The following is an 18637-nucleotide window of genomic DNA, read 5'->3' as shown; positions in this document are numbered from 1 at the left end:
TCAGCCGTAGAAGTCCCCGACGCGGTGGCCGCCGATGTCGTGCACGGCGATGTCCAGGTCGAACACCGTACGCAGGACCTCGGGGTCCATGACGTCGGCGACGGCGCCGTGGGTCACCAGCGCGCCGTCCCGCATGGCGACGATCCGGTCGGAGTACCGCGCCGCGAAGTTGATGTCGTGCACCACCATGACGATGGTCTTGCCGTAGTCGTCGGCCATGCGGCGGAGCCGGTGCATGATCTGCACCGAGTGTCTCATGTCGAGGTTGTTCAGGGGTTCGTCCAGGAGCACGTAGTCGGTGCTCTGGCACAGCACCATCGCGACGTGTGCGCGTTGCCGCTGCCCGCCCGAGAGGGTGTCGAGGGGGCGGTCGGCGAACGCCGTGAGCTCGAAGTAGGACACCGCGTCGTCGATGATGTCGTGGTCGGTGCTCGACAGGCGCCCCCCGGAGTGGGGGAACCGTCCGAACGCGACCAGTTCGCGGACGGTGAGCCGCACGGCGGTGTGGTTGTCCTGTCGCAGCACGGCGAGCCGCTTCGCGAGGTCCTCGGTACGCGTGGTGGCGACGTCCATGCCGTCCACGGTGATCGATCCGGCGTCGGGTTTCAGAAGACGGCTCATCATGGAGAGCAGCGTCGACTTGCCCGCGCCGTTGGACCCGATCACCGACGTGATCCCGCCGGCGGGGATGGACAGTGAGACGTCGTCGACGACCGTCGTCTCGCCGTAGCGCTTGGTGACCCCGTTGATTTCGATCATCGTTTGGACTCCCGGACGAGCAGGGCGATGAAGTACAGACCGCCACCGAAGTTGACGACCACGCTGAGTGCGGTGTCCGTGCCGAGCACCTGTTCCAGCACGAGCTGCCCCACCGTCAGCGTGGCGACGGCGAGCAGCGACGCGGCGGGCACGACGACGGCGTGCCGGAACGTGCGGGTGAGCTGCCGGGCCAGGTTGGCCACGAGTACGCCGAGGAAGGTGACGGGGCCGACGAGCGCCGTGGACACCGAGACGAGGATCGCGATGACGACCAGACTGCGGTTGACCACCGACCGGTGGTCGATCCCCAGACCAACGGCCGCGTCCCTGCCGAGCGCCACGACGTCGAGCTTGCGGAACAGCGGTACGCCCAGCGCGCAGAGCACCACGAGCAACACGGCCGAGAACCACAGCAGGGTCTCGTCGACGGAGTTGAAGCTCGCGAAGAGGCTGTCCTGCAACGTCACGAAGTCGTTCGGGTTGATCAGTCTGGACGCCAGTGACGACAGGCTGGAGAACAACGTGCCGAAGATGACGCCGACGAGCACGAGCAGGTAGAGATCGCGGCTGTTGCGGTCGAACAGCCAGCGGTGCAGCGCGAACGCGAACGCGACCATCACGCCCGCCTGGACGGCGAAGAGCACGTGCGGATCGGTGCTGCTGAGCGCGATCGCTCCCGCGAAGTACACGATGAGCGTCTGGATCAGCACGAACAACGAGTCGAACCCCATGATCTGCGGGGTGAGGATGCGGTTGTTCGTGACGGTCTGGAACAGCACGCTGGAGTAGCCGATCGCGACGCCGACCACGGCCATCGCCACGATCTTGCGCAGCCGGATGCCCAGCGCGTACTCCAGGTTGCCGGTGAGGCCGACGACGCAGAAGGCCACGGCGCCCGCGACGGTGACCGCCGCGAGGACGCCCATGACGCGGCGCTGCCGCTTCCGTTCGTCGACGGTTCGAACGTCGGTCATGCGGCCCTCCGCCGGGCGCGCAGCACGAGGTAGACGAACAGCCCTCCGCCGACGACGCCCGCGATCGTCTCGACGGGGATCTCGTACGGGTATCGGATCGTGCGGCCCACCACGTCGCAGCAGAGCACGAAGAACGCCCCGGCGAGCGCCGTCACCGGCAGGACGCGGCGCAGGTTGTCGCCGAGCAGGAGCGTGACGAGGTTGGGTACCACCAGGCCGAGGAACGGGATGTTGCCCACCGTCACGACGACGACGGCGGTGATCACGGAGACCAGCACGAGGCCGGTGGTCACCACCCGGTCGTAGTGGACTCCGAGGTTGACGGCGAAGTCCCGGCCGAGCCCGGCGAGGGTGAACCTGTCGGCGAACAGGTAGCCCAGCAGCGCCGCGGCGGCGGTGATCCACAGCAGTTCGTAACGGCCTTTGAGGACACCGGAGAACTCCCCGCTGGTCCATGCCGACAGGGTCTGCAACAGGTCGGCCCGGTAGGCGAAGAACGTGGTGAGCGCAGAGATCACACCGCCGAACATGATGCCCACCAGCGGCACCACGATGATGTCGGCGAACGTCAGCCGCCGTAGCAGCGCGAGAAAGACACCGGTGCCGAGCAGGGCGAACACCGTCGCCACCGCCATCTTCACCCCGACGGCCTGTGCTCCGAAGAAGACGGTGGCCACGAGCACGCCCAGCGACGCCGACTCCGTCGTGCCCGCCGTCGACGGCGTGACGAAGCGGTTGCGGGTGAGGCTCATCATCACCAGACCGGCGACGCTCAGCGTGGACCCGGCCAGCAGGATCGCCAGCAGCCGGGGCAGCCGCGACTCCCACAGCACCGTGAGCTGGTGCTCGTCGCCCGCGAGCAGCCCTGCGGGCGTCAGCTCCGTGACGCCCACGAACAGCGAGCCGAACGACGCCGCGGCGAGCAGCACCACCGCGAGTGCGACATGACGGCGGCGGAGGCCCGGGCGCCGGGTCCGCCGTGTCGACCGTGCCGGCCGGGTCGGCCGTGTTTCGGGCGAGGTCACGCCACGCTGTCCCCGACGGCCGTCACCATGGCCTCCAGCGAGGGCAGACCGTTGGACGTCAGGTACCACCGGGTGGGGTCGAGGTAGACGATGCCGTCCTCCTTGGCGGCGGTGGTGCCGTCCACCAGCGCGTTGTCCAGCACCTGCTTCGCCGACTGGCCTGCCTCGCCGATGGCGGAGTCGCGGTCGATCACGAACAGCAGGTCGGGGTTCGCCTCGGCGATGAACTCCGAGGAGATGGCGTCGCCGTGGGTGTCGGCCGAGAGGTCGTCGACGGCGGGCTTCACGCCGAGGTCGTCGTAGATGATGCCGAACCGGGAGCCGGGGCCGTACGCGCTCATCTTGCCGCCGGTGGTGAGGACGATCAGGCCGGTCTTGTCCTCGGCGCCGGAGGAGGCGACCTCCTCCGCCTTCGCGGACAGCGCGTCCAGCCGGTCGCGCACGGCGTCCTCCTTGCCGAACAGCGTGCCGAGCGTTTCGATGCGTTCGGTGGCACTGGCCAGGAAGTTCGTCGTGTCGACGCTGAGGTCGACGGTGGGGGCGATCTCGGACAGCTCGCCGTAGGCGGGGGCCGAACGCGCCGCGACGATGATGAGGTCGGGTTCGAGGGCGTTGACCTGCTCGAAGTCGGGCTCCTTGAGGCTGCCGACCTTGGTGTAGTCGTCGGAGGCGTACTCGCTGAGGTGCTCGGGCAGGTTCGCGACCTCGGGAACCCCGACGATGCCCTCGACTCCGAGGTCGTCGAGCGTCTCGAGCACGCCGAGGTCGAAGACGACGATCCGTTGGGGCGTACCCTCCAGCGAGGTGGAGCCCTGGGCGTGTTCGACGGTGACGGCTCCCTCGCCGCCCTCGCTGCCGGCCTCAGCCCCGCCGCCACAGGCGGTCAGCAGGCTGACGAGACCGACCAGCAGGGCCGCGAGCGCACCTCGGCGGTGACGACCTCCACGCATACTTGCTCCCTACAACGTTCGAATGTTCAAGATAGGTGAGCCTAAGTTAAGTCGATCGTCGAGTGGGCGTTAGTGACGATCGCCGCAAAGTGAGTTAAATCGCGCGGGTGATCGTCGCGGGAGAGCGGGCGGTGAGGCGCCCCCTTGCTTGCACTCGCACCCCGAGAGTGCTAAACACGAAATTGGCACTCGGCGCCGTCGAGTGCCAGGCGGTCGGTCGCCGACCACCGCCTGAAGGTCGGGACGGTGAGGCCACGTTCGGCGATACCGAACTGGTCGTCCGTCGCGGGCACCGAGCCTGGCCGAGGACGTGTCCTGACTACCGGAGGACCACACCGCAATGGCCAAACTGATTGCGTTCGACGAGGACGCCCGCCGCGGTCTTGAGCGCGGTCTGAACACCCTCGCCGAGGCCGTCAAGGTGACGCTCGGCCCCCGTGGCCGCAACGTCGTGCTCGAGAAGAAGTGGGGCGCGCCGACGATCACCAACGACGGTGTCTCGATCGCGAAGGAGATCGAACTCGAGGACCCGTGGGAGAAGATCGGGGCCGAACTCGTCAAGGAAGTCGCCAAGAAGACCGACGACGTCGCGGGTGACGGCACCACCACCGCCACGGTGCTCGCCCAGGCCCTCGTCAAGGAGGGGCTGCGCAACGTCGCCGCCGGCGCCGACCCCATCGCGCTGAAGCGCGGCATCGAGCAGGCCGTCGAGGCTGTCACCGAGCAGCTGCACAAGATGGCCAAGGAGGTCGAGACCAAGGAGCAGATCGCCGCCACCGCGTCGATCTCCGCGGCCGACAAGACCATCGGTGAGCTGATCGCCGAGGCGCTCGACAAGGTCGGCAAGGAAGGCGTCGTCACCGTCGAGGAGTCCAACACCTTCGGTCTCGAGCTGGAGCTCACCGAGGGTATGCGCTTCGACAAGGGCTACATCTCGGGCTACTTCGCCACCGACCCCGAGCGGCAGGAAGCCGTTCTGGAGGACCCGTACATCCTGCTGTTCGGATCGAAGATCTCGAACGTCAAGGACCTGCTCCCGGTGCTGGAGAAGGTCATGCAGGCCGGCAAGCCGCTGCTGATCATCGCCGAGGACGTCGAGGGCGAGGCCCTGGCCACCCTGGTCGTCAACAAGATCCGCGGCACCTTCAAGTCCGTCGCCGTCAAGGCTCCGGGCTTCGGTGACCGTCGCAAGGCGATGCTGCAGGACATGGCCATCCTCACGGGCGGCCAGGTCATCAGCGAGGACGTCGGCCTCAAGCTGGAGAACGCCGACATCTCGCTGCTGGGCCAGGCCCGCAAGGTGGTCGTCACCAAGGACGAGACCACCATCGTCGAGGGTGCCGGTGACGCGGAGCAGATCCAGGGCCGCGTCAACCAGATCCGCGCCGAGATCGAGAACAGCGACTCCGACTACGACCGCGAGAAGCTCCAGGAGCGTCTGGCCAAGCTGGCCGGTGGTGTCGCGGTCATCAAGGCCGGTGCCGCCACCGAGGTCGAGCTGAAGGAGCGCAAGCACCGCATCGAGGACGCGGTGCGCAACGCCAAGGCCGCCGTCGAGGAGGGCATCGTCGCCGGTGGTGGCGTCGCTCTGCTCCAGGCGTCCGAGGCCGCCTTCGAGAGCCTCAAGCTGGAGGGCGACGAGGCGACCGGCGCGAACATCGTCAAGCTGGCCGTCGAGGCTCCGCTCAAGCAGATCGCTGTGAACGCGGGTCTTGAGGGTGGCGTCGTGGTGGAGAAGGTCAAGACCCTGCCGCAGGGCCACGGCCTCAACGCCGCCACGGGCGAGTACGAGGACATGCTGGCCGCGGGTGTTCCCGACCCGACGAAGGTGACTCGTTCCGCGCTGCAGAACGCCGCCTCCATCGCCGCGCTGTTCCTGACCACGGAGGCCGTGGTCGCGGACAAGCCGGAGAAGGAGAAGGCCGGTGACGCGGCCGGCGGCATGGGTGGCATGGAAGGCATGATGTGATTCCAGCCCCATAGGCACGAAGGGCCCGGCCCCCGAAAGGGAGCCGGGCCTTTTCGTGGCCGCAGGTTGTGTACGCGTGTCCGCAGTTCCCGTACACGGGTGGGCCTTCGGGGTGGAGGCGCACTCTGGGTACGACCCCTCCCGAGATCATCCACACTTCTGGATCTTTCGCAGGACTAACGGAATGGTTACTTTCCGTGTCGACACCCCTACCGGGAGGTTGACATGGGCAGACGTTCCACCTCATCCCGTCGTGGTGCTGTGACCGCCGTGGTGGCCGGGCTGGCCGCCATCGCGTTCGCCACGACACCAGTCCACGCCGAGTCGGCACAACCGTCCTCTCCCGAGGTCGGCGATGCCGGGAGTGGCGACGCGGTCGCGCTACTGCGGGTGCCGACACCCACGAAGGCCGACGTCGACCGGCTCGTCGCCACCGGGGCCGACATCGCCCCGGTCGCAGGTCAGGGCTACCTGGAGGTCTACGCACACGGCTCCGACGACCGCAGGCTGCTCGAGGCGGCGGGCTTCGACTACGACGTCGTCATCGCCGACATGGCAGCGCACACCCGTGCGGTGCTCGCGGAGGACGCCGCGGAAGCACGTACACTCGCGGCCTCTCCGCTGCCGAGCGGTCGCAACACCTACCGCACCTACGCGGACTACGGCACCGACATGGCGGCTCTGGCCGCGGAGCGCCCCGACCTCGTCAAGCCGATCACGTTGCCGAACCGGTCGTTGCTGGGCAAGGAAGTCCGGGGCCTGGAGATCGCCCACGACGTCGAGGCCGACGACGGAAGGCCCGTGTTCCTCCTCGTCGGGACGCACCACGCCCGGGAGTGGCCTACGGCCGAGGTGGTCATGGAGTTCGCCATCGACCTCGTCCGGGGCGACGGCGAGGACGCGCGCATGACCGAGCTCCTGGAACGCGCCCGCATCATCGTGGTGCCGATCGTCAACGTCGACGGTTTCGACATCTCGCGCAGCTACCTGCACGAGTACAAGCGGAAGAACTGCCGGCTCGCGGACGGCAGTGACGACGTGACGCCCGGCGAGTGCGCCGATGCCGACAACGGCAGCCTGGGCGTCGACCTCAACCGCAACTACGGCGGCAACTGGGGTGGGCTCGGCGCGAGTGTCAACCCCGAAAGCGGCACCTACCGTGGCGCGGCGCCGTTCTCCGAACCGGAAGTGCGCAACATCCGGGAACTGGTGTCGACTCACCAGGTGACGTCGCTGCAGAGTGTGCACAACTACGGCGGCCTGGTCCTGCGTCCCCCGCAGCAGTCCGAGACCCCGCTCACCGCCGACGAGGAGCTGTACTCCCGGATCGGTGATGCCCTGGCGGACGCCACCGGGTACCGGAGCATCCCGTCGTACCAGCTGTACGACACCAGTGGATCCACCGGTGAGTGGAGCTACTTCACCACCGGAGGGTTCGGGTTCGAGTTCGAGCTGGAAGGCGAGAACTTCCACGTCGGCTACCAGGAAGCGGTGATCGACCAGTACCTGGGTGTCGGCACGCAGGAGCACGCCGACGGTGGCGTGCGGGAGGCGTTGCTGAGGCAGTTCGAGGTGGCGGCGAACCGTGACTACCACGCCGTGCTGGAGGTGTCGGCTCCGCGCGGCGCGAAGTTGACCGTGGAGAAGACGTTCACCCAGCACACGGCGCCGGTGCGGGAGCTGGACGGGAGTGTCGGCGAGCCGATTCCGTTCACGAGTGAGCTGACATCGAGCCTGACCGCGCCGGGCGGCGAGGTCGAGTGGAGTGTCAACCCGTCGGTGCGGCCCGCGAGGGACGGCAGCACGATCACCGAGAGCTGGACCGTGCGCTGCGAGCGTGCGCGTGGGAAGGCGTGGCAGGAGAAGGAGGTGACCGCCGCACGCGGGGACCGGGTGACGGTGGACCTGTCGCGGTGTGCGGGCGGCGCGAGGCCGTAACGACGTACACCAACTGCGGGCACGCGGACACCAAGTGCGGACACGCGTGCCCGCAGCCCTCGTGCGGGTGTTCGCGGTCCGGGGCGGGCACGGTCGTTTCGTTCACCCGTCCGGACGGGTAGCCGGTGGGCGTACCCCTCAGGAAGGAGTGATGAGCGTGGCGGACACACTCACCGGTCGTCGAGTCGCCTTCGTGGTGGCGCCCGAAGGCACGGAGCAGGTAGAGCTGACCGAGCCCTGGAAGGCGGTCGAGAACGCCGGTGGCAGGCCCGAGCTGATCTCCACGAAGGCGGGGAAGATCCAGGCGTTCAACCACCTCGACAAGGGTGACACCTTCTCCGTCGACAAGACCGTCACCGAGGCTTCGGTGGACGACTACGACGGACTCGTACTGCCCGGAGGTGTCGCGAATCCCGACTTCCTACGCATGGACGCGGACGCCGTGGGCTTCGTCCGCGAATTCTTCACCCAGCACAAGCCGGTCGCGGTGATCTGCCACGGCCCGTGGACGCTGATCGAGGCCGACGTCGTCCGGGGCCGCCGCATGACGTCGTGGCCCAGTCTTCAGACGGACCTGCGCAACGCGGGCGCGGAGTGGGTCGACGAGGAGGTGGTCGTGGACAGCGGTCTGGTGTCCAGCCGCAAGCCCGACGACCTGCCCGCGTTCTGCTCGAAGCTGGTGGAGGAGATCGCGGAGGGCAAGCACTCCAAGCAGAAGGCCAACGCCTGACCCTCAGCCGCCCGGCGGCGTGTGGTGCGAGCCGAGTTTCCCGGCCAGCGCCATGGCGTCGCCGGGCGCTTTCACCTTGATGTCGTTGTCGAAGTAGACGTAGACGTCGTGGCCCGCCGAACGCCATCGGCGGATCCTGTCGGCCCACGCGTCGAGGGCCTCGTCGCTGTATCCGCTGGCGTAGAGTTCGACGTCGCCGTGGAGGCGGACGTAGACGAGGTCGGCCGTCACGTCTTCCAGGTAGGGCCAGGTTCCCGCGGTGTCGGCGACGACGAGCGCGATGTCGTGAGCGCGCAGGAGTCCGGGGAACCGCGGGTCGGTGAAACTGGGGTGCCGCACTTCGAGCGCGTGGCGTATTCGCCGGTCGGTCGACACCTCGGTGTGGGGTTCGAAGGTCACCTTGTCGTCGTGGTGGCGGGCGAGTGCGGCCGCGTCACGGGTGGTGCGGGGCAGTAGGTCGAAGAACGCACTCAGCCGTTCGGTGTCGAAGGGCAGCCGTGGTGGGAGTTGCCAGAGAACCGGGCCGAGTTTGTCGTCGAGCGCGAGTACTCCGGAGGCGAAGAAGTTCGCCAGCGCCGATTCCACGCCGCGCAGCTGCAGCATGTGCGTGATGAACCGGCCGCCCTTGACGGAGAACCGGAAGTCGTCCGGTGTGGAGTCCTTCCACCGCAGGTACCGTTCCGGCCGCTGAAGCGAGTAGAACGACCCGTTGATCTCGACGGTGTCGACTCGGCGCGAGAGGTATTCGAGCTCCCGGCGTTGTGGCAGTCCCTTCGGGTAGAACACCCCTCGCCAGCTGGGGTAGATCCAGCCTGACGTGCCGATGCGGACCTCGGTGTCGGTGCTCCGGATACCCTGGATACGCCGCTCCTTTCGCTGCCGTCGGGCTTCAGCGTGGCGCCAACACCGTTCGAGCGCTCGGCGACGTTTCCGAAATGTTCACGAGTACCCGGATTCCGGCGGCGGGCGCTCACGCCTTGATGGTCGCCGCGTCGAACTCGACCGGGAAGGGCTGTGTCGAGCGGTCGTGAGGCGCCGTAGCGCGCTATGTCACAGCGGTCGTAGCAGGTCGTCGGCGTCGACGATGCGGTAGGCGTAGCCCTGCTCGGCGAGGAAGCGCTGGCGGTGGGCGGCGTACTCGGTGTCGACGGTGTCGCGGGCGACGACGGAGTAGAAGTGCGCCTGGCGCCCGTCACCCTTGGGCCGGAGCAGCCTGCCGAGCCGCTGTGCCTCCTCCTGGCGGGAGCCGAACGTGCCCGACACCTGGATGGCCACCGACGCCTCAGGCAGGTCGATGGAGAAGTTCGCGACCTTCGACACCACGAGCCTGTCGATCTCGCCTCTGCGGAAGGCGTCGAACAGCGCCTCGCGTTCCTTGTTCCTCGTCGAGCCCTGCACCACGGGCGCGTTCAACTCGGCGCCGAGTTCCTCCAGTTGGTCGAGGTAGGCGCCGATGACCAGCGTGGGTTCGCCTGCGTGTTTCTCGACGATCGAGGAGATCACGCCGGTCTTGGTGTGCGCGGTGGAGGCCAGACGGTAGCGCTCCTCGCTCTCGGCGGTGGCGTAGGCGAGGCGTTCGGCGTCGGTGAGCGTGACGCGGACCTCGACGCACTCGGCGGGCGCGATCCAGCCCTGCGCCTCGATGTCACGCCACGGGACGTCGTAGCGCTTGGGGCCGATGAGGGAGAACACGTCACCTTCGCGGCCGTCCTCGCGCACGAGCGTCGCGGTGAGGCCGAGTCGCCGCCGTGACTGCAGGTCGGCGGTCATGCGGAACACGGGGGCGGGCAGCAGGTGCACCTCGTCGTAGATGACGAGCCCCCAGTCGCGCGAGTCGAACAACTCCAGGTGCCTGTACTCGCCCTTGGTCCGGCGGGTGATGACCTGGTACGTGGCGATGGTGACGGGCCGGATCTCCTTCTTCTCACCGGAGTACTCACCGATCTCGTCCTCGGTGAGCGAGGTGCGCTCGACGAGTTCGCGCTTCCACTGCCTGCCCGCGACGGTGTTGGTGACGAGGATGAGGGTCGTGGCCTCGGCCCGCGCCATGGCCGCCGCGCCGACCAGCGTCTTGCCCGCGCCGCAGGGGAGCACGACCACGCCCGAGCCGCCCGACCAGAACGCCTCGGCGGCCCTGCGCTGGTAGTCGCGCAACGCCCAGCCGTCCTCCTGCAGCGACATCGGGTGCGACTCGCCGTCCACGTAGCCGGCGAGGTCCTCGGCGGGCCAGCCCACCTTCAGCAACGCCTGCTTCAACCGGCCCCGTTCGGAGGGGTGGACCACGACGGTGTCGGGGTCGATGCGCGCGCCGAGCATCGGGCTGATCTTCTTGTTCCGCAGGACTTCCTCCAGCACCGCGCGGTCGGTGGTGGCCATCACGAGGCCGTGCGCGGGATGGTTCTGGATCTGGAGCCTGCCGAACCGGCCCATGGTGTCGACGACGTCGATGAGCAGGGGCTGCGGCACGGGGAACCGGGAGTACGTGGTGAGGGCGTCCACCACCTGCTCGGCGTCGTGCCCCGCGGCGCGGGCGTTCCAGAGCGCCAGCGGTGTGATGCGGTACGTGTGGACGTGCTCGGGGGCGCGTTCGAGCTCGGCGAACGGCGCGATGGCGATGCGCGCGTCCTCTGCGAGGTCGTGGTCGACCTCGAGCAGCACCGTCTTGTCCGACTGGACGATCAGGGGGCCATCAGTCACGCCCTCCTTTATACGTGGCCGGGTTCAGGGAAGTTCCCCTTTCGGCACCAGCGATGCCACATCGAGGCGTTCGGAGAGCAGTCCCGAACCGTGCATGAGGTCGGCGACGCGCTGCAGCCGCTCGGCGTGGACGGCCTGCGGGTAGGAACCCAGCGACACGACCGAAGCCGTGACGTCGTCGATGTCGGTGAGCCGGGGCAGCGACCTGCGGACGGTACCGCTGTCGGCGCCCTTCTGCTGGGCCTTCGCCAGCAGTTCGCGGAACAGCGTGAGCGTCCGTGGATTCGCCGAGCTGAATTGCTCGGTGGTCGCGTACGACGACATCGGAAAGCTCTCCGTGGCGCCGTGAGCACAGTCGGCGAGCACGCGCGCGCCGTGTTCCTTCTGCGCGGTGGTGAGGTAAGGCTCCACCATCCAGGCGGCGTCGACTTGCCCCGAGCGCAATGCGTCCACCATTCCGTCGAACGGGACGACCTGGAAAGTGATCTTGGTGGGGTCGACGCCCGCGGCCTTGAGAGCGGAACGGGACGTCAGTGAACCCAGACCGTCGCGGGTGGGAACCGCGATTCGCGGTGCGGGCAGCTTGCCCGGATCGGTGTAGGCGGTGCCGGGAAGCGTCACGAGTGCCATCGAGCCCGTTCCCGCCACGTACGCCTCACCTTGGAGGCTGATCTCCGTGCCTTCGGCGGCGGCCCGGAACAGCGCCACGTCACTGGCGAAGACCACGTCCACCTCCTGCTCCGTCAGCAGCGACACGGGGTCGTCGTCCTCGTCGAGCTCCGCCAGTTCCACCTCGAGGCCGCCGCGCCGGAACAGGCCCTCGGACACGCCGAGCCGCAGCGGAGCGGTCTCCACGACGTTGCCCACACCCACCACGAGGCGTGCCTTTTCCGGGCGAGGTGCGCTGGATTCCTCCGTTTCGGTGAACAGCGAGCAGGAACCGAGCAGCAAAACGACAGCGAGGACAAAAATCGCACGCCCGTGAGTTCGCACCGGCCGCCTCCAAGATCACAGGGTGAAATCCCGACAATGGGTGGAGCTTAAGGTGATCAACGCAATACCATGCGTCGGCAACCCTTCTCCGGCCACGGGTGTCACTTCGAATGTGAGAGGGTGCCGTTACTCTCCAGACCGATTCCGAAAGCGGACCGCCTGACTGCGGACGACCCGAAGGAAGCCCAGGTGACTCCTCGCAGTGAACGTCCTGTAAGGGACGGCGCGGCGATCGGCGAGCGCGCGGGAGGCCGGTGGCGGGTCCGGAACTGGCGGCTGCGCACCAAGCTGGTGGCCATGCTGCTCATCCCGTCGGTGGCGGTGCTCGTGCTCGTCGCGATGAGGGCGACCGACGACCTCGACAGGGCGGCGAAGTTCAGCGAGAGCGCCGAGCGTGTCAGGGTGGAGACCACGGTGGCCGAGGTGGTGCACCAGCTGCAGCGGGAACGCGATCTCACCGTGCGTTATGTGGCCGGCGGCCGGGAGGGGTCGCTCGGCGAGATCAAGGAGCAGCGCGCGAAGGTCGACTCCGCTGTCGGGGCGTTCGATCGGGCGCTGGCCGGTTCGGCGCACGCGCTCTCCCCCGAGTCGCTTTCCGCCTTCGAGCGCATCGACCACGAGATCGACATGCTCACGGGCCTGCGGTACGCGGGGGAGAACACCGCCCTGCCGTCGGATGCGGTGCTCCGGTCGTACAGCGAGCTGATCTCGGACGTGCTCGGTGTGGGCGAGGTCTTCGCCTCGAACGCCGTCGACCGTGACCTGGCCGGAACCCGCCTCGCGGCGAACGCGCTGGCGAGGGTGAAGGACCAGATGTCGGTCAGGCGCGCCGTGGTGGCGCAGGCGCTGGCGCGGGGCAGCCTGTCCGAGGACACCGAGCGCGCGTTGTTGGCGGTGGAGGCGGAGCTGGAAGCCGCGAAGGACGACTTCATGACCTTCGCGACACCGCAGCAGCAACGCATGTACACGGACACGGTGATCGGGCTCGTGGTCGACCTCGGCAACGGGATCGTGGAGTCGGTGCTGACCCGGGCGGAGAACGGCGGCACCCTCGACGGCCTGTCCGCCGACGAGTGGGACCGCGCCTCCACCTACACCGTCAACCTGGTCAAGAAGGTCCAGGAGGCGTTGCTGGTGGAGTTGCAGGAACGCGCCGACGCGCTCGCGGCCGACGCGCGGCGCTCGGCGGGCACCGACGCCGGTGTGGTGCTGGGTGCGTTGCTGTTCGCGGCCATCCTCGCGGTGGTGATCACGCGGTCGCTGCTCCGGCCGTTGAAGGCCCTGCGCAGCAGTGCGCTCGACGTCGCCGAGAACAGGCTGCCCGCGGCGGTGGACGACATCCTCACCGAGGAACACCCCACTCCCGAGCACATCTACACCCGTGCCGTGGACCCCGTACCGGTCCACACGCGCGACGAGCTGGGCGAGGTCGCGAGGGCGTTCGACGCCGTCCACGGCGAGGCGGTGAGGCTCGCGGGCGAGCAGGCCATGCTGCGGGAGAACGTCAACTCGATGTTCGTCAACCTCTCCCGGCGCAGCCAGGACCTCGTGGAGCGGCAGCTCACCGTGCTCGACCGCATGGAGGAACACGAGCAGGACCCCGAAATCCTCGGCGGGCTGTACGAACTCGACCACCTGGCCACGCGGATGCGCCGCAACAGTGAGAACCTGCTCGTGCTCGCCGGGGAGGAGGCGGGACGGCCGCTGCCGGGGTCGGTGCCCGCCTCGGAGGTCATCGGTGCCGCGCTGTCCGAGGTGGAGCACTACCAGCGCATTTCCGTGGAGACCCCGCCGATGCTCTCGGTACGCGGTGACGCGGCCGCCGACCTCATCCACGTGATCGCGGAGTTGTTCGAGAACGCCACGGCCTACTCGCCGGACCACGAGCAGGTGTCGGTGGTCAGCTCGGTGACGCGCGAAAAGCAGTGGCGCATCGAGATCACCGATCGCGGCGCGGGCATGCCCGAGACGGAGATCAGACGGGCGAACACGCGCCTGGCCGAACCGCCCGACGTGGACGTCGAGGTGTCGCGCCGGATGGGGCTCTACGTCGTGGGCAGGCTCGCGCGACGGCACAGCATCGAGGTGCGGCTGTCGGCGGCCGAGTTACGCGGGCTCACGGCGACGGTGCTGGTGCCCGCCGAGTTGGTGGAGCCCGACACTCCCGAAGCCATCGAACTGCCCGTGTCGACGTCCGCCGCGTCACGGTCCTCCGACCCCGGGCGTGTGGAGGACGAGGAAGAGGTGACCGGAGCGGCCGACGAGCCGGTCGGAACCGTTCCGCCCGCCCCGCCGCTGTCGGTCGAGTGGCCCGACGAGGACGTGCCGCCGTCCGTCTGGGACTCCGCCCGGGACGAGTTCGATGACGTCGAACCAGAGCCGGCGCCGCGTCGGACGACGGTGGAGCTGGGCGCGCAACCCGCCTGGCCCACGGAGGACGACGACGCCCGGCACCCTCCCGCGCTGGAGGAGGAGGTCCCCACCGACCGGCTGCCCGCCTACCAGGCCGTGCTGTCCAAGTGGTTCCCCGACTCGGGGAGCGTCCCGGGCGCCGAGGACGTCCGGTGGCCGGACGAGCCGGTGGAGCCGGAACCCGCTGTGGACTTCCGCGTGGACTCCGAGCCGACCGAACCCACGCCCGTGGTGTCCGGGGCGATCGCGTCAGCACTGTCCGAAGAAGACGACGACACCGTGCCGAAGCCGCATCCGCCCCGACACGGTGTCGTCGATCGGCGTGGGGAACGCCCGCCGCCCGTGAACCGCTCACCTGAGGCGGTCAGGGCGCGTATGACGAGCCTGCAGCGCGGTGTGCGGCGAGGCCGCCACACGCGCACCGACTGACCCACGCCAGGAGGCCCTCACACAACGGATGTCCGGCCGGGGAACCAGGCGAGGCGCCGCGAGCCGAACCGTCCGTCGTGCCGGAATCCCTCAGTCTCCGCCGACCTCCACGGGCGCCTTGGTCCCGCTGTGCAGCAGCCTCGCCACCTCCGCACGCATCGACACGAACTCGGGGGACTCCCGGGTCGTGATCTGGTCGCGCTCGGCGGGAAGGTCCACCGTCAGGTCGGCCACGATCGTGGCCGGCGACTTCGACAGGACGAGCACCCGGTCGCCGAGGTAGACGCTCTCGTCGATGTCGTGGGTGACCAGGAGGACGGTGCTCTCGTTCTGGGTCTGCACCTTCCTCAGCAGGTCCTCCAGCTCGAACCGGGTCTGCGCGTCCACCGAGGCGAACGGCTCGTCCATCAGCAGCAGCGCGGGCCGTCTCGCCAGCGCCCTGGCGATCGACACCCGTTGCTGCATACCGCCGGAGAGCTGCCACGGGTACTTGTTCGCCACCCCGGGCAGGTTCACCCACTCCAGAGCCTCCTCCGCCCGGCTGCGGCGCTCCGCCTTGTCGATGTCGCGCCAGCGCAGGGGGAACTCCACGTTCTGGCGCACCGTCAGCCAGGGGAACAGCGACCGGCTGTAGTCCTGGAAGACCACGGCGAGGTCCTCGGGAACGCCGTCCACGCGGTCCCCGTGCAGCGACACCTCACCACCGGACGGTTTGATCAGCCCCGAGATGCAGCGCAGCATCGTCGACTTGCCACACCCGGACGGCCCCACGATGCACGCGAGCTGCCCGGTCTCCACGGTGAAGGTGAGGTCGTTCACCGCGAGGTGTGCGCCCTCTCCGCCGCCGTAGCGGTGGTAGAGGCCGGACACCTCCAGCATTGTTGCCATGTCATGCTCCCGTCGTCTTGGCCTCGGCGGTGCCCCGCGTGGGCTGCCAGGACAGCACCCGGCGTTCCACCGCGAGCAGCAACGCGTTGAGCCCGTAGCCCAGCACCCCGAGCAGCACGATCCACGCCCACATCACCGTGAAGTCGAAGCCCTGCTGCGCGAGCATCAGTTCGAACCCGATCCCGTTGGTGGTCCCCACCATCTCCGAGATCACCATGAGGATCAGCGCGAGCGACAGGCTCAGCCGCAGACCCGCGAAGATCTTCGGCATGGCCGCGGGCAACACGACCATCGTGATCCAGTAGTGGCGCGGCGTACGGAACGACCGGGCCGTCTCCTGCTGCAACGGGTTCACCGAACGCACCCCGTCCACGGTGTTCAGGATGATGGGCCAGATCGAACCGAACACGATCGTCACGACCTTCATGGTGTTGTCGATACCGAACAGCACCAGGAAAACCGGGATCAACGCGGGCGGTGGGACGGCACGCATGAACGACAGCAGCGGGCCCGTGTAGTCCAACGCCGTCTGCGACCGGCCCAGGACAGTGCCCAGCGCCACGCCGAGCACCACCGCGATCGCCCAACTGCCGAAGACCCTGCCCAGGCTCGGCAGCACGTCCTCGAACACGCTCTCCGCGAGGAAGAGCTGGGAGGCCGGACCGGAGAACCACAGGTCGAACGCCGCCACCACGATCTCCGTCGGCCGGGGGAAGAACGCGCTTCCCGCGGCCAGAGTCGCCAGCTCCCACAACACGACGAGCCCGATGGCGAGCGACCACTTCAACAGGAAGGTCCTGACGGCACCTGCTGTCCTGCTCATGCCACCTCCTGTGTCTTGCGGGACACCCGCACCCGGTCGGTGGTCATGCGCGGGTAGCGATCCTCGCTCATGCCACCTCCGCCGTGGTCGCCTTGTGCCACCTGAACAGCCTTCCACCGAGCCGTTCGAGGCCCTCGTTGGCGAGGTAGCCGATGAGCCCCGCCACCACGGTGCCCGCGAGCACGATGTCCGTTCTGCCCGCACCGTGGGCGGCCTCGAGGATGACACTTCCGATGCCGACGTTCGCTCCCGCGATGAACTCGGTGCTCACGATGACGATGAGCCCCACCGACGCCGAGATCCGGATCCCCGTGAACACGAACGGAGCCGCGTGGGGCAGTGCCACGGAGGTGAGGATGCCCGCCCTGCCCACACCGCACGACCGCGCGGTGTCGATCAGCAGCGGGTCGATCTCGTCGAAGGCGTAGATGGTGTTGTAGAGGATCGGCCACAACGCGGCGTACACCGCGAGAGAGATCTTCGCCTCGGGCCCGCCACCGATGGCCACGAGCACGAGCGGGATCAGAGCCACCGACGGGATCGGTCGCAGGAACTCCACGACCGCCTGGGTGGCGACCCGCACGCGCGGGAAGTTCCCGAGGACGAGTCCCAGCGGAACGCCGATCGCCGCGGCGATCCCCAGCGACAGTGCCCACGCCAGCAGGCTGGCGATCACGTCGCGCAGGAACTCCTCCTGCCCGAGGAGCTCCACGATCCGGCTCAGAACCACCGTGGCCGGTGGAACGTCTTCTTCCCTGACCAGGCCGAGCCTGACCACCAGTTCCCAGAGTCCGAGGAAGGCGATCAGGCCGGCGAGGTTCCGTACGAGAGGACGCACGTCAGGTGGTGCTCGGTTGGACCAGTAGCGGTCCGATGTCGAGCTTCTCCTTCAGCAGCCCGAACTCCACCATCAGGTCGGGAACCCGCTGGAGGCGCGAGCTGTCCACCGAGGAGTGGAAGTTGGGCAGGTTCACCAGCGAGGCCGTGGCCGCGTCCAGCTTGGCGGTCTCCTGGATGACGGGCTCGATCACCTCACGGTCCTGGGCATCCTCCGTGGCGCGCTCCATCGCCCGCTGGAAGGCGGCGACCGTCTTGGGGTTCTGCTCGACGAACTCGGCGAGCGCCCCGTAACCGGCGAGCGGGAAGTCCTTCGTCGGGCCGGTGGCAACGTCCGCGATCGGGGTGACGCCGTGCTCCTGGGCGCCGATCGTGAGGAACGGCTCGATGAGCAGCCCCGCGTCCACCTGGCCCCTCGCGACGGCCGAGGAGATGTCCGGGAACGACGTCTGGACGAACTCGACACTCTCGTAGTCGAGGCCGTTCGCCTTCATCGCCGACATCACGATGGTGTCGGAGATGGTCTTCTGCGCCGACACCGCGATCTTCTTGCCTTCGAGGTCGTCGATCGACTTGATGTCGCCGCCCTTCTTCGCGACGAGCACGAAGGTGTCCGGAGCCGCGGAGACCGCGTCGGCGACGATCCTGAGTTCGGCGCTGCCGCCCGTGTGTGCGAGCAGGAACGGCACATAGCTGGACTGGACGATGTCGGCGTCACCGCCGATCATCTTCGTCGTCGCGGCCTGACCACTGGCCGCCTGCTCGATCTTGACGTCGAGTCCTTCGTCCTCGAAATACCCCTTGTTCTTCGCGATGTAAAGGGGTGCGACGTCGATGGAGGGCAGGTGAGCGACCGTGATGGTGGACTTTTCGACAGAACTGTTACCGTCCTGCGACGTCGAAGTGTCCTCTTCGCCACTCAACAGGCCGCAACCGCTGGCGGAAGCGAGAAGACCCGCGGTCACCACAGCGGCGGCCAGGCGATGTGGTCTGGACTTCCTTCTCGTCGTGGTGCCTTGTCGAAGCAATGCCACTCCTCAGTGAGGTTCAATACCCAGTTTGGTGATCTGCTGACTGAGCGCGATGCCCTCCCACGTCGCCCAGTGAGCAACGGTTACTGTAGAGATTCGGCGCTCTACTCACAATGCGTACCTGACCGCAATCTATGGGTGGTCATGGTCCACTCGTTCGGGCGGTTGAGCGTGTGGTCTAA

Annotated in this window: 15 protein-coding genes; 4 read left to right on the top strand and 11 right to left on the bottom strand. The window is 68.2% G+C overall.

Annotated features, from left to right (window positions below; genetic code table 11):
- Genes SACCYDRAFT_RS22165 through SACCYDRAFT_RS22150 form a run of 4 tightly spaced genes read right to left on the bottom strand, consistent with a single transcriptional unit; the run spans nucleotide 1 to nucleotide 3708 of the window.
- Nucleotides 1-759, bottom strand: a complete 759-nt coding sequence (locus tag SACCYDRAFT_RS22165) for an iron ABC transporter ATP-binding protein (RefSeq protein ID WP_005459599.1) — start codon at nucleotides 757-759, stop codon at nucleotides 1-3.
- On the bottom strand, nucleotides 756-1733 hold the full coding sequence (locus SACCYDRAFT_RS22160) for an iron chelate uptake ABC transporter family permease subunit (protein WP_005459598.1): 978 nt from the start codon (nucleotides 1731-1733) through the stop codon (nucleotides 756-758). Before SACCYDRAFT_RS22160 ends, SACCYDRAFT_RS22165 begins: the two co-directional genes overlap by 4 nt.
- The gene (locus SACCYDRAFT_RS22155) at nucleotides 1730-2758 is read right to left on the bottom strand and encodes an ABC transporter permease (protein ID WP_043536803.1); all 1029 of its coding nucleotides are present in this window, start codon (nucleotides 2756-2758) and stop codon (nucleotides 1730-1732) included. The genes SACCYDRAFT_RS22160 and SACCYDRAFT_RS22155 overlap by 4 nt, the downstream gene beginning before the upstream one ends.
- Complete coding sequence (locus SACCYDRAFT_RS22150) at nucleotides 2755-3708, bottom strand: siderophore ABC transporter substrate-binding protein (protein WP_005459592.1); 954 nt, start codon at nucleotides 3706-3708, stop codon at nucleotides 2755-2757. The genes SACCYDRAFT_RS22155 and SACCYDRAFT_RS22150 overlap by 4 nt, the downstream gene beginning before the upstream one ends.
- A 340-nt stretch (nucleotides 3709-4048) precedes the next feature.
- Between SACCYDRAFT_RS22150 and groL the strand changes: the two genes are divergently transcribed.
- The 3 genes from groL (at nucleotide 4049) to SACCYDRAFT_RS22135 (ending at nucleotide 8345) form a co-directional block, all read left to right on the top strand.
- Nucleotides 4049-5677: a chaperonin GroEL gene (gene groL, locus SACCYDRAFT_RS22145; RefSeq protein ID WP_005459591.1), complete on the top strand. Its 1629-nt coding sequence runs from the start codon at nucleotides 4049-4051 to the stop codon at nucleotides 5675-5677.
- A gap of 225 nt (nucleotides 5678-5902) precedes the next feature.
- On the top strand, nucleotides 5903-7615 hold the full coding sequence (locus SACCYDRAFT_RS22140) for a M14 family zinc carboxypeptidase (RefSeq protein ID WP_005459589.1): 1713 nt from the start codon (nucleotides 5903-5905) through the stop codon (nucleotides 7613-7615).
- Between the two features lie 151 nt (nucleotides 7616-7766).
- Nucleotides 7767-8345 (top strand): type 1 glutamine amidotransferase domain-containing protein, encoded by a 579-nt coding sequence (locus tag SACCYDRAFT_RS22135; protein ID WP_005459587.1) that lies wholly within the window; start codon nucleotides 7767-7769, stop codon nucleotides 8343-8345.
- 3 nt (nucleotides 8346-8348) lie between these two features.
- Here the strand turns inward: SACCYDRAFT_RS22135 and SACCYDRAFT_RS22130 are convergent, their stop codons facing one another.
- The 3 genes from SACCYDRAFT_RS22130 to SACCYDRAFT_RS22120 form a co-directional block, all read right to left on the bottom strand.
- Entirely contained in the window at nucleotides 8349-9131 is a 783-nt protein-coding gene (locus tag SACCYDRAFT_RS22130) for a DUF72 domain-containing protein (RefSeq protein WP_043536802.1), read from the bottom strand.
- A gap of 264 nt (nucleotides 9132-9395) precedes the next feature.
- Nucleotides 9396-11042, bottom strand: coding sequence for a DNA repair helicase XPB (locus tag SACCYDRAFT_RS22125; protein WP_005459584.1), 1647 nt, complete (start codon nucleotides 11040-11042; stop codon nucleotides 9396-9398).
- Between the two features lie 24 nt (nucleotides 11043-11066).
- A complete protein-coding gene (locus SACCYDRAFT_RS22120) occupies nucleotides 11067-12035 on the bottom strand; it encodes an ABC transporter substrate-binding protein (RefSeq protein ID WP_005459583.1) in 969 nt (322 codons plus the stop codon).
- Nucleotides 12036-12224: 189 nt separating this feature from the next.
- On the opposite strand from SACCYDRAFT_RS22120, the gene SACCYDRAFT_RS22115 reads away from it, so the two are divergent.
- The gene (locus SACCYDRAFT_RS22115) at nucleotides 12225-14876 is read left to right on the top strand and encodes a sensor histidine kinase (protein WP_043536801.1); all 2652 of its coding nucleotides are present in this window, start codon (nucleotides 12225-12227) and stop codon (nucleotides 14874-14876) included.
- A 90-nt stretch (nucleotides 14877-14966) separates the two neighbouring features.
- On the opposite strand, the gene SACCYDRAFT_RS22110 is transcribed toward SACCYDRAFT_RS22115, so the two are convergent.
- The 4 genes from SACCYDRAFT_RS22110 to SACCYDRAFT_RS22095 form a co-directional block, all read right to left on the bottom strand.
- Nucleotides 14967-15764, bottom strand: coding sequence for an ABC transporter ATP-binding protein (locus SACCYDRAFT_RS22110; protein WP_005459581.1), 798 nt, complete (start codon nucleotides 15762-15764; stop codon nucleotides 14967-14969).
- A 1-nt stretch (nucleotide 15765) separates the two neighbouring features.
- On the bottom strand, nucleotides 15766-16587 hold the full coding sequence (locus SACCYDRAFT_RS22105) for an ABC transporter permease (protein ID WP_005459580.1): 822 nt from the start codon (nucleotides 16585-16587) through the stop codon (nucleotides 15766-15768).
- A 67-nt stretch (nucleotides 16588-16654) separates the two neighbouring features.
- Nucleotides 16655-17425: an ABC transporter permease gene (locus tag SACCYDRAFT_RS22100; protein WP_005459579.1), complete on the bottom strand. Its 771-nt coding sequence runs from the start codon at nucleotides 17423-17425 to the stop codon at nucleotides 16655-16657.
- 1 nt (nucleotide 17426) lies between these two features.
- The gene (locus SACCYDRAFT_RS22095; protein WP_005459578.1) at nucleotides 17427-18452 is read right to left on the bottom strand and encodes an ABC transporter substrate-binding protein; all 1026 of its coding nucleotides are present in this window, start codon (nucleotides 18450-18452) and stop codon (nucleotides 17427-17429) included.
- Nucleotides 18453-18637 lie beyond the last annotated feature (185 nt).

Source organism: Saccharomonospora cyanea NA-134, assembly GCF_000244975.1.
In the GTDB taxonomy this organism is placed as follows: Bacteria; Actinomycetota; Actinomycetes; order Mycobacteriales; family Pseudonocardiaceae; genus Saccharomonospora; species Saccharomonospora cyanea.
The sequence above is the reverse complement of the archived record's forward strand: the minus strand, read 5'-3'. Positions and strand labels throughout refer to the sequence as shown.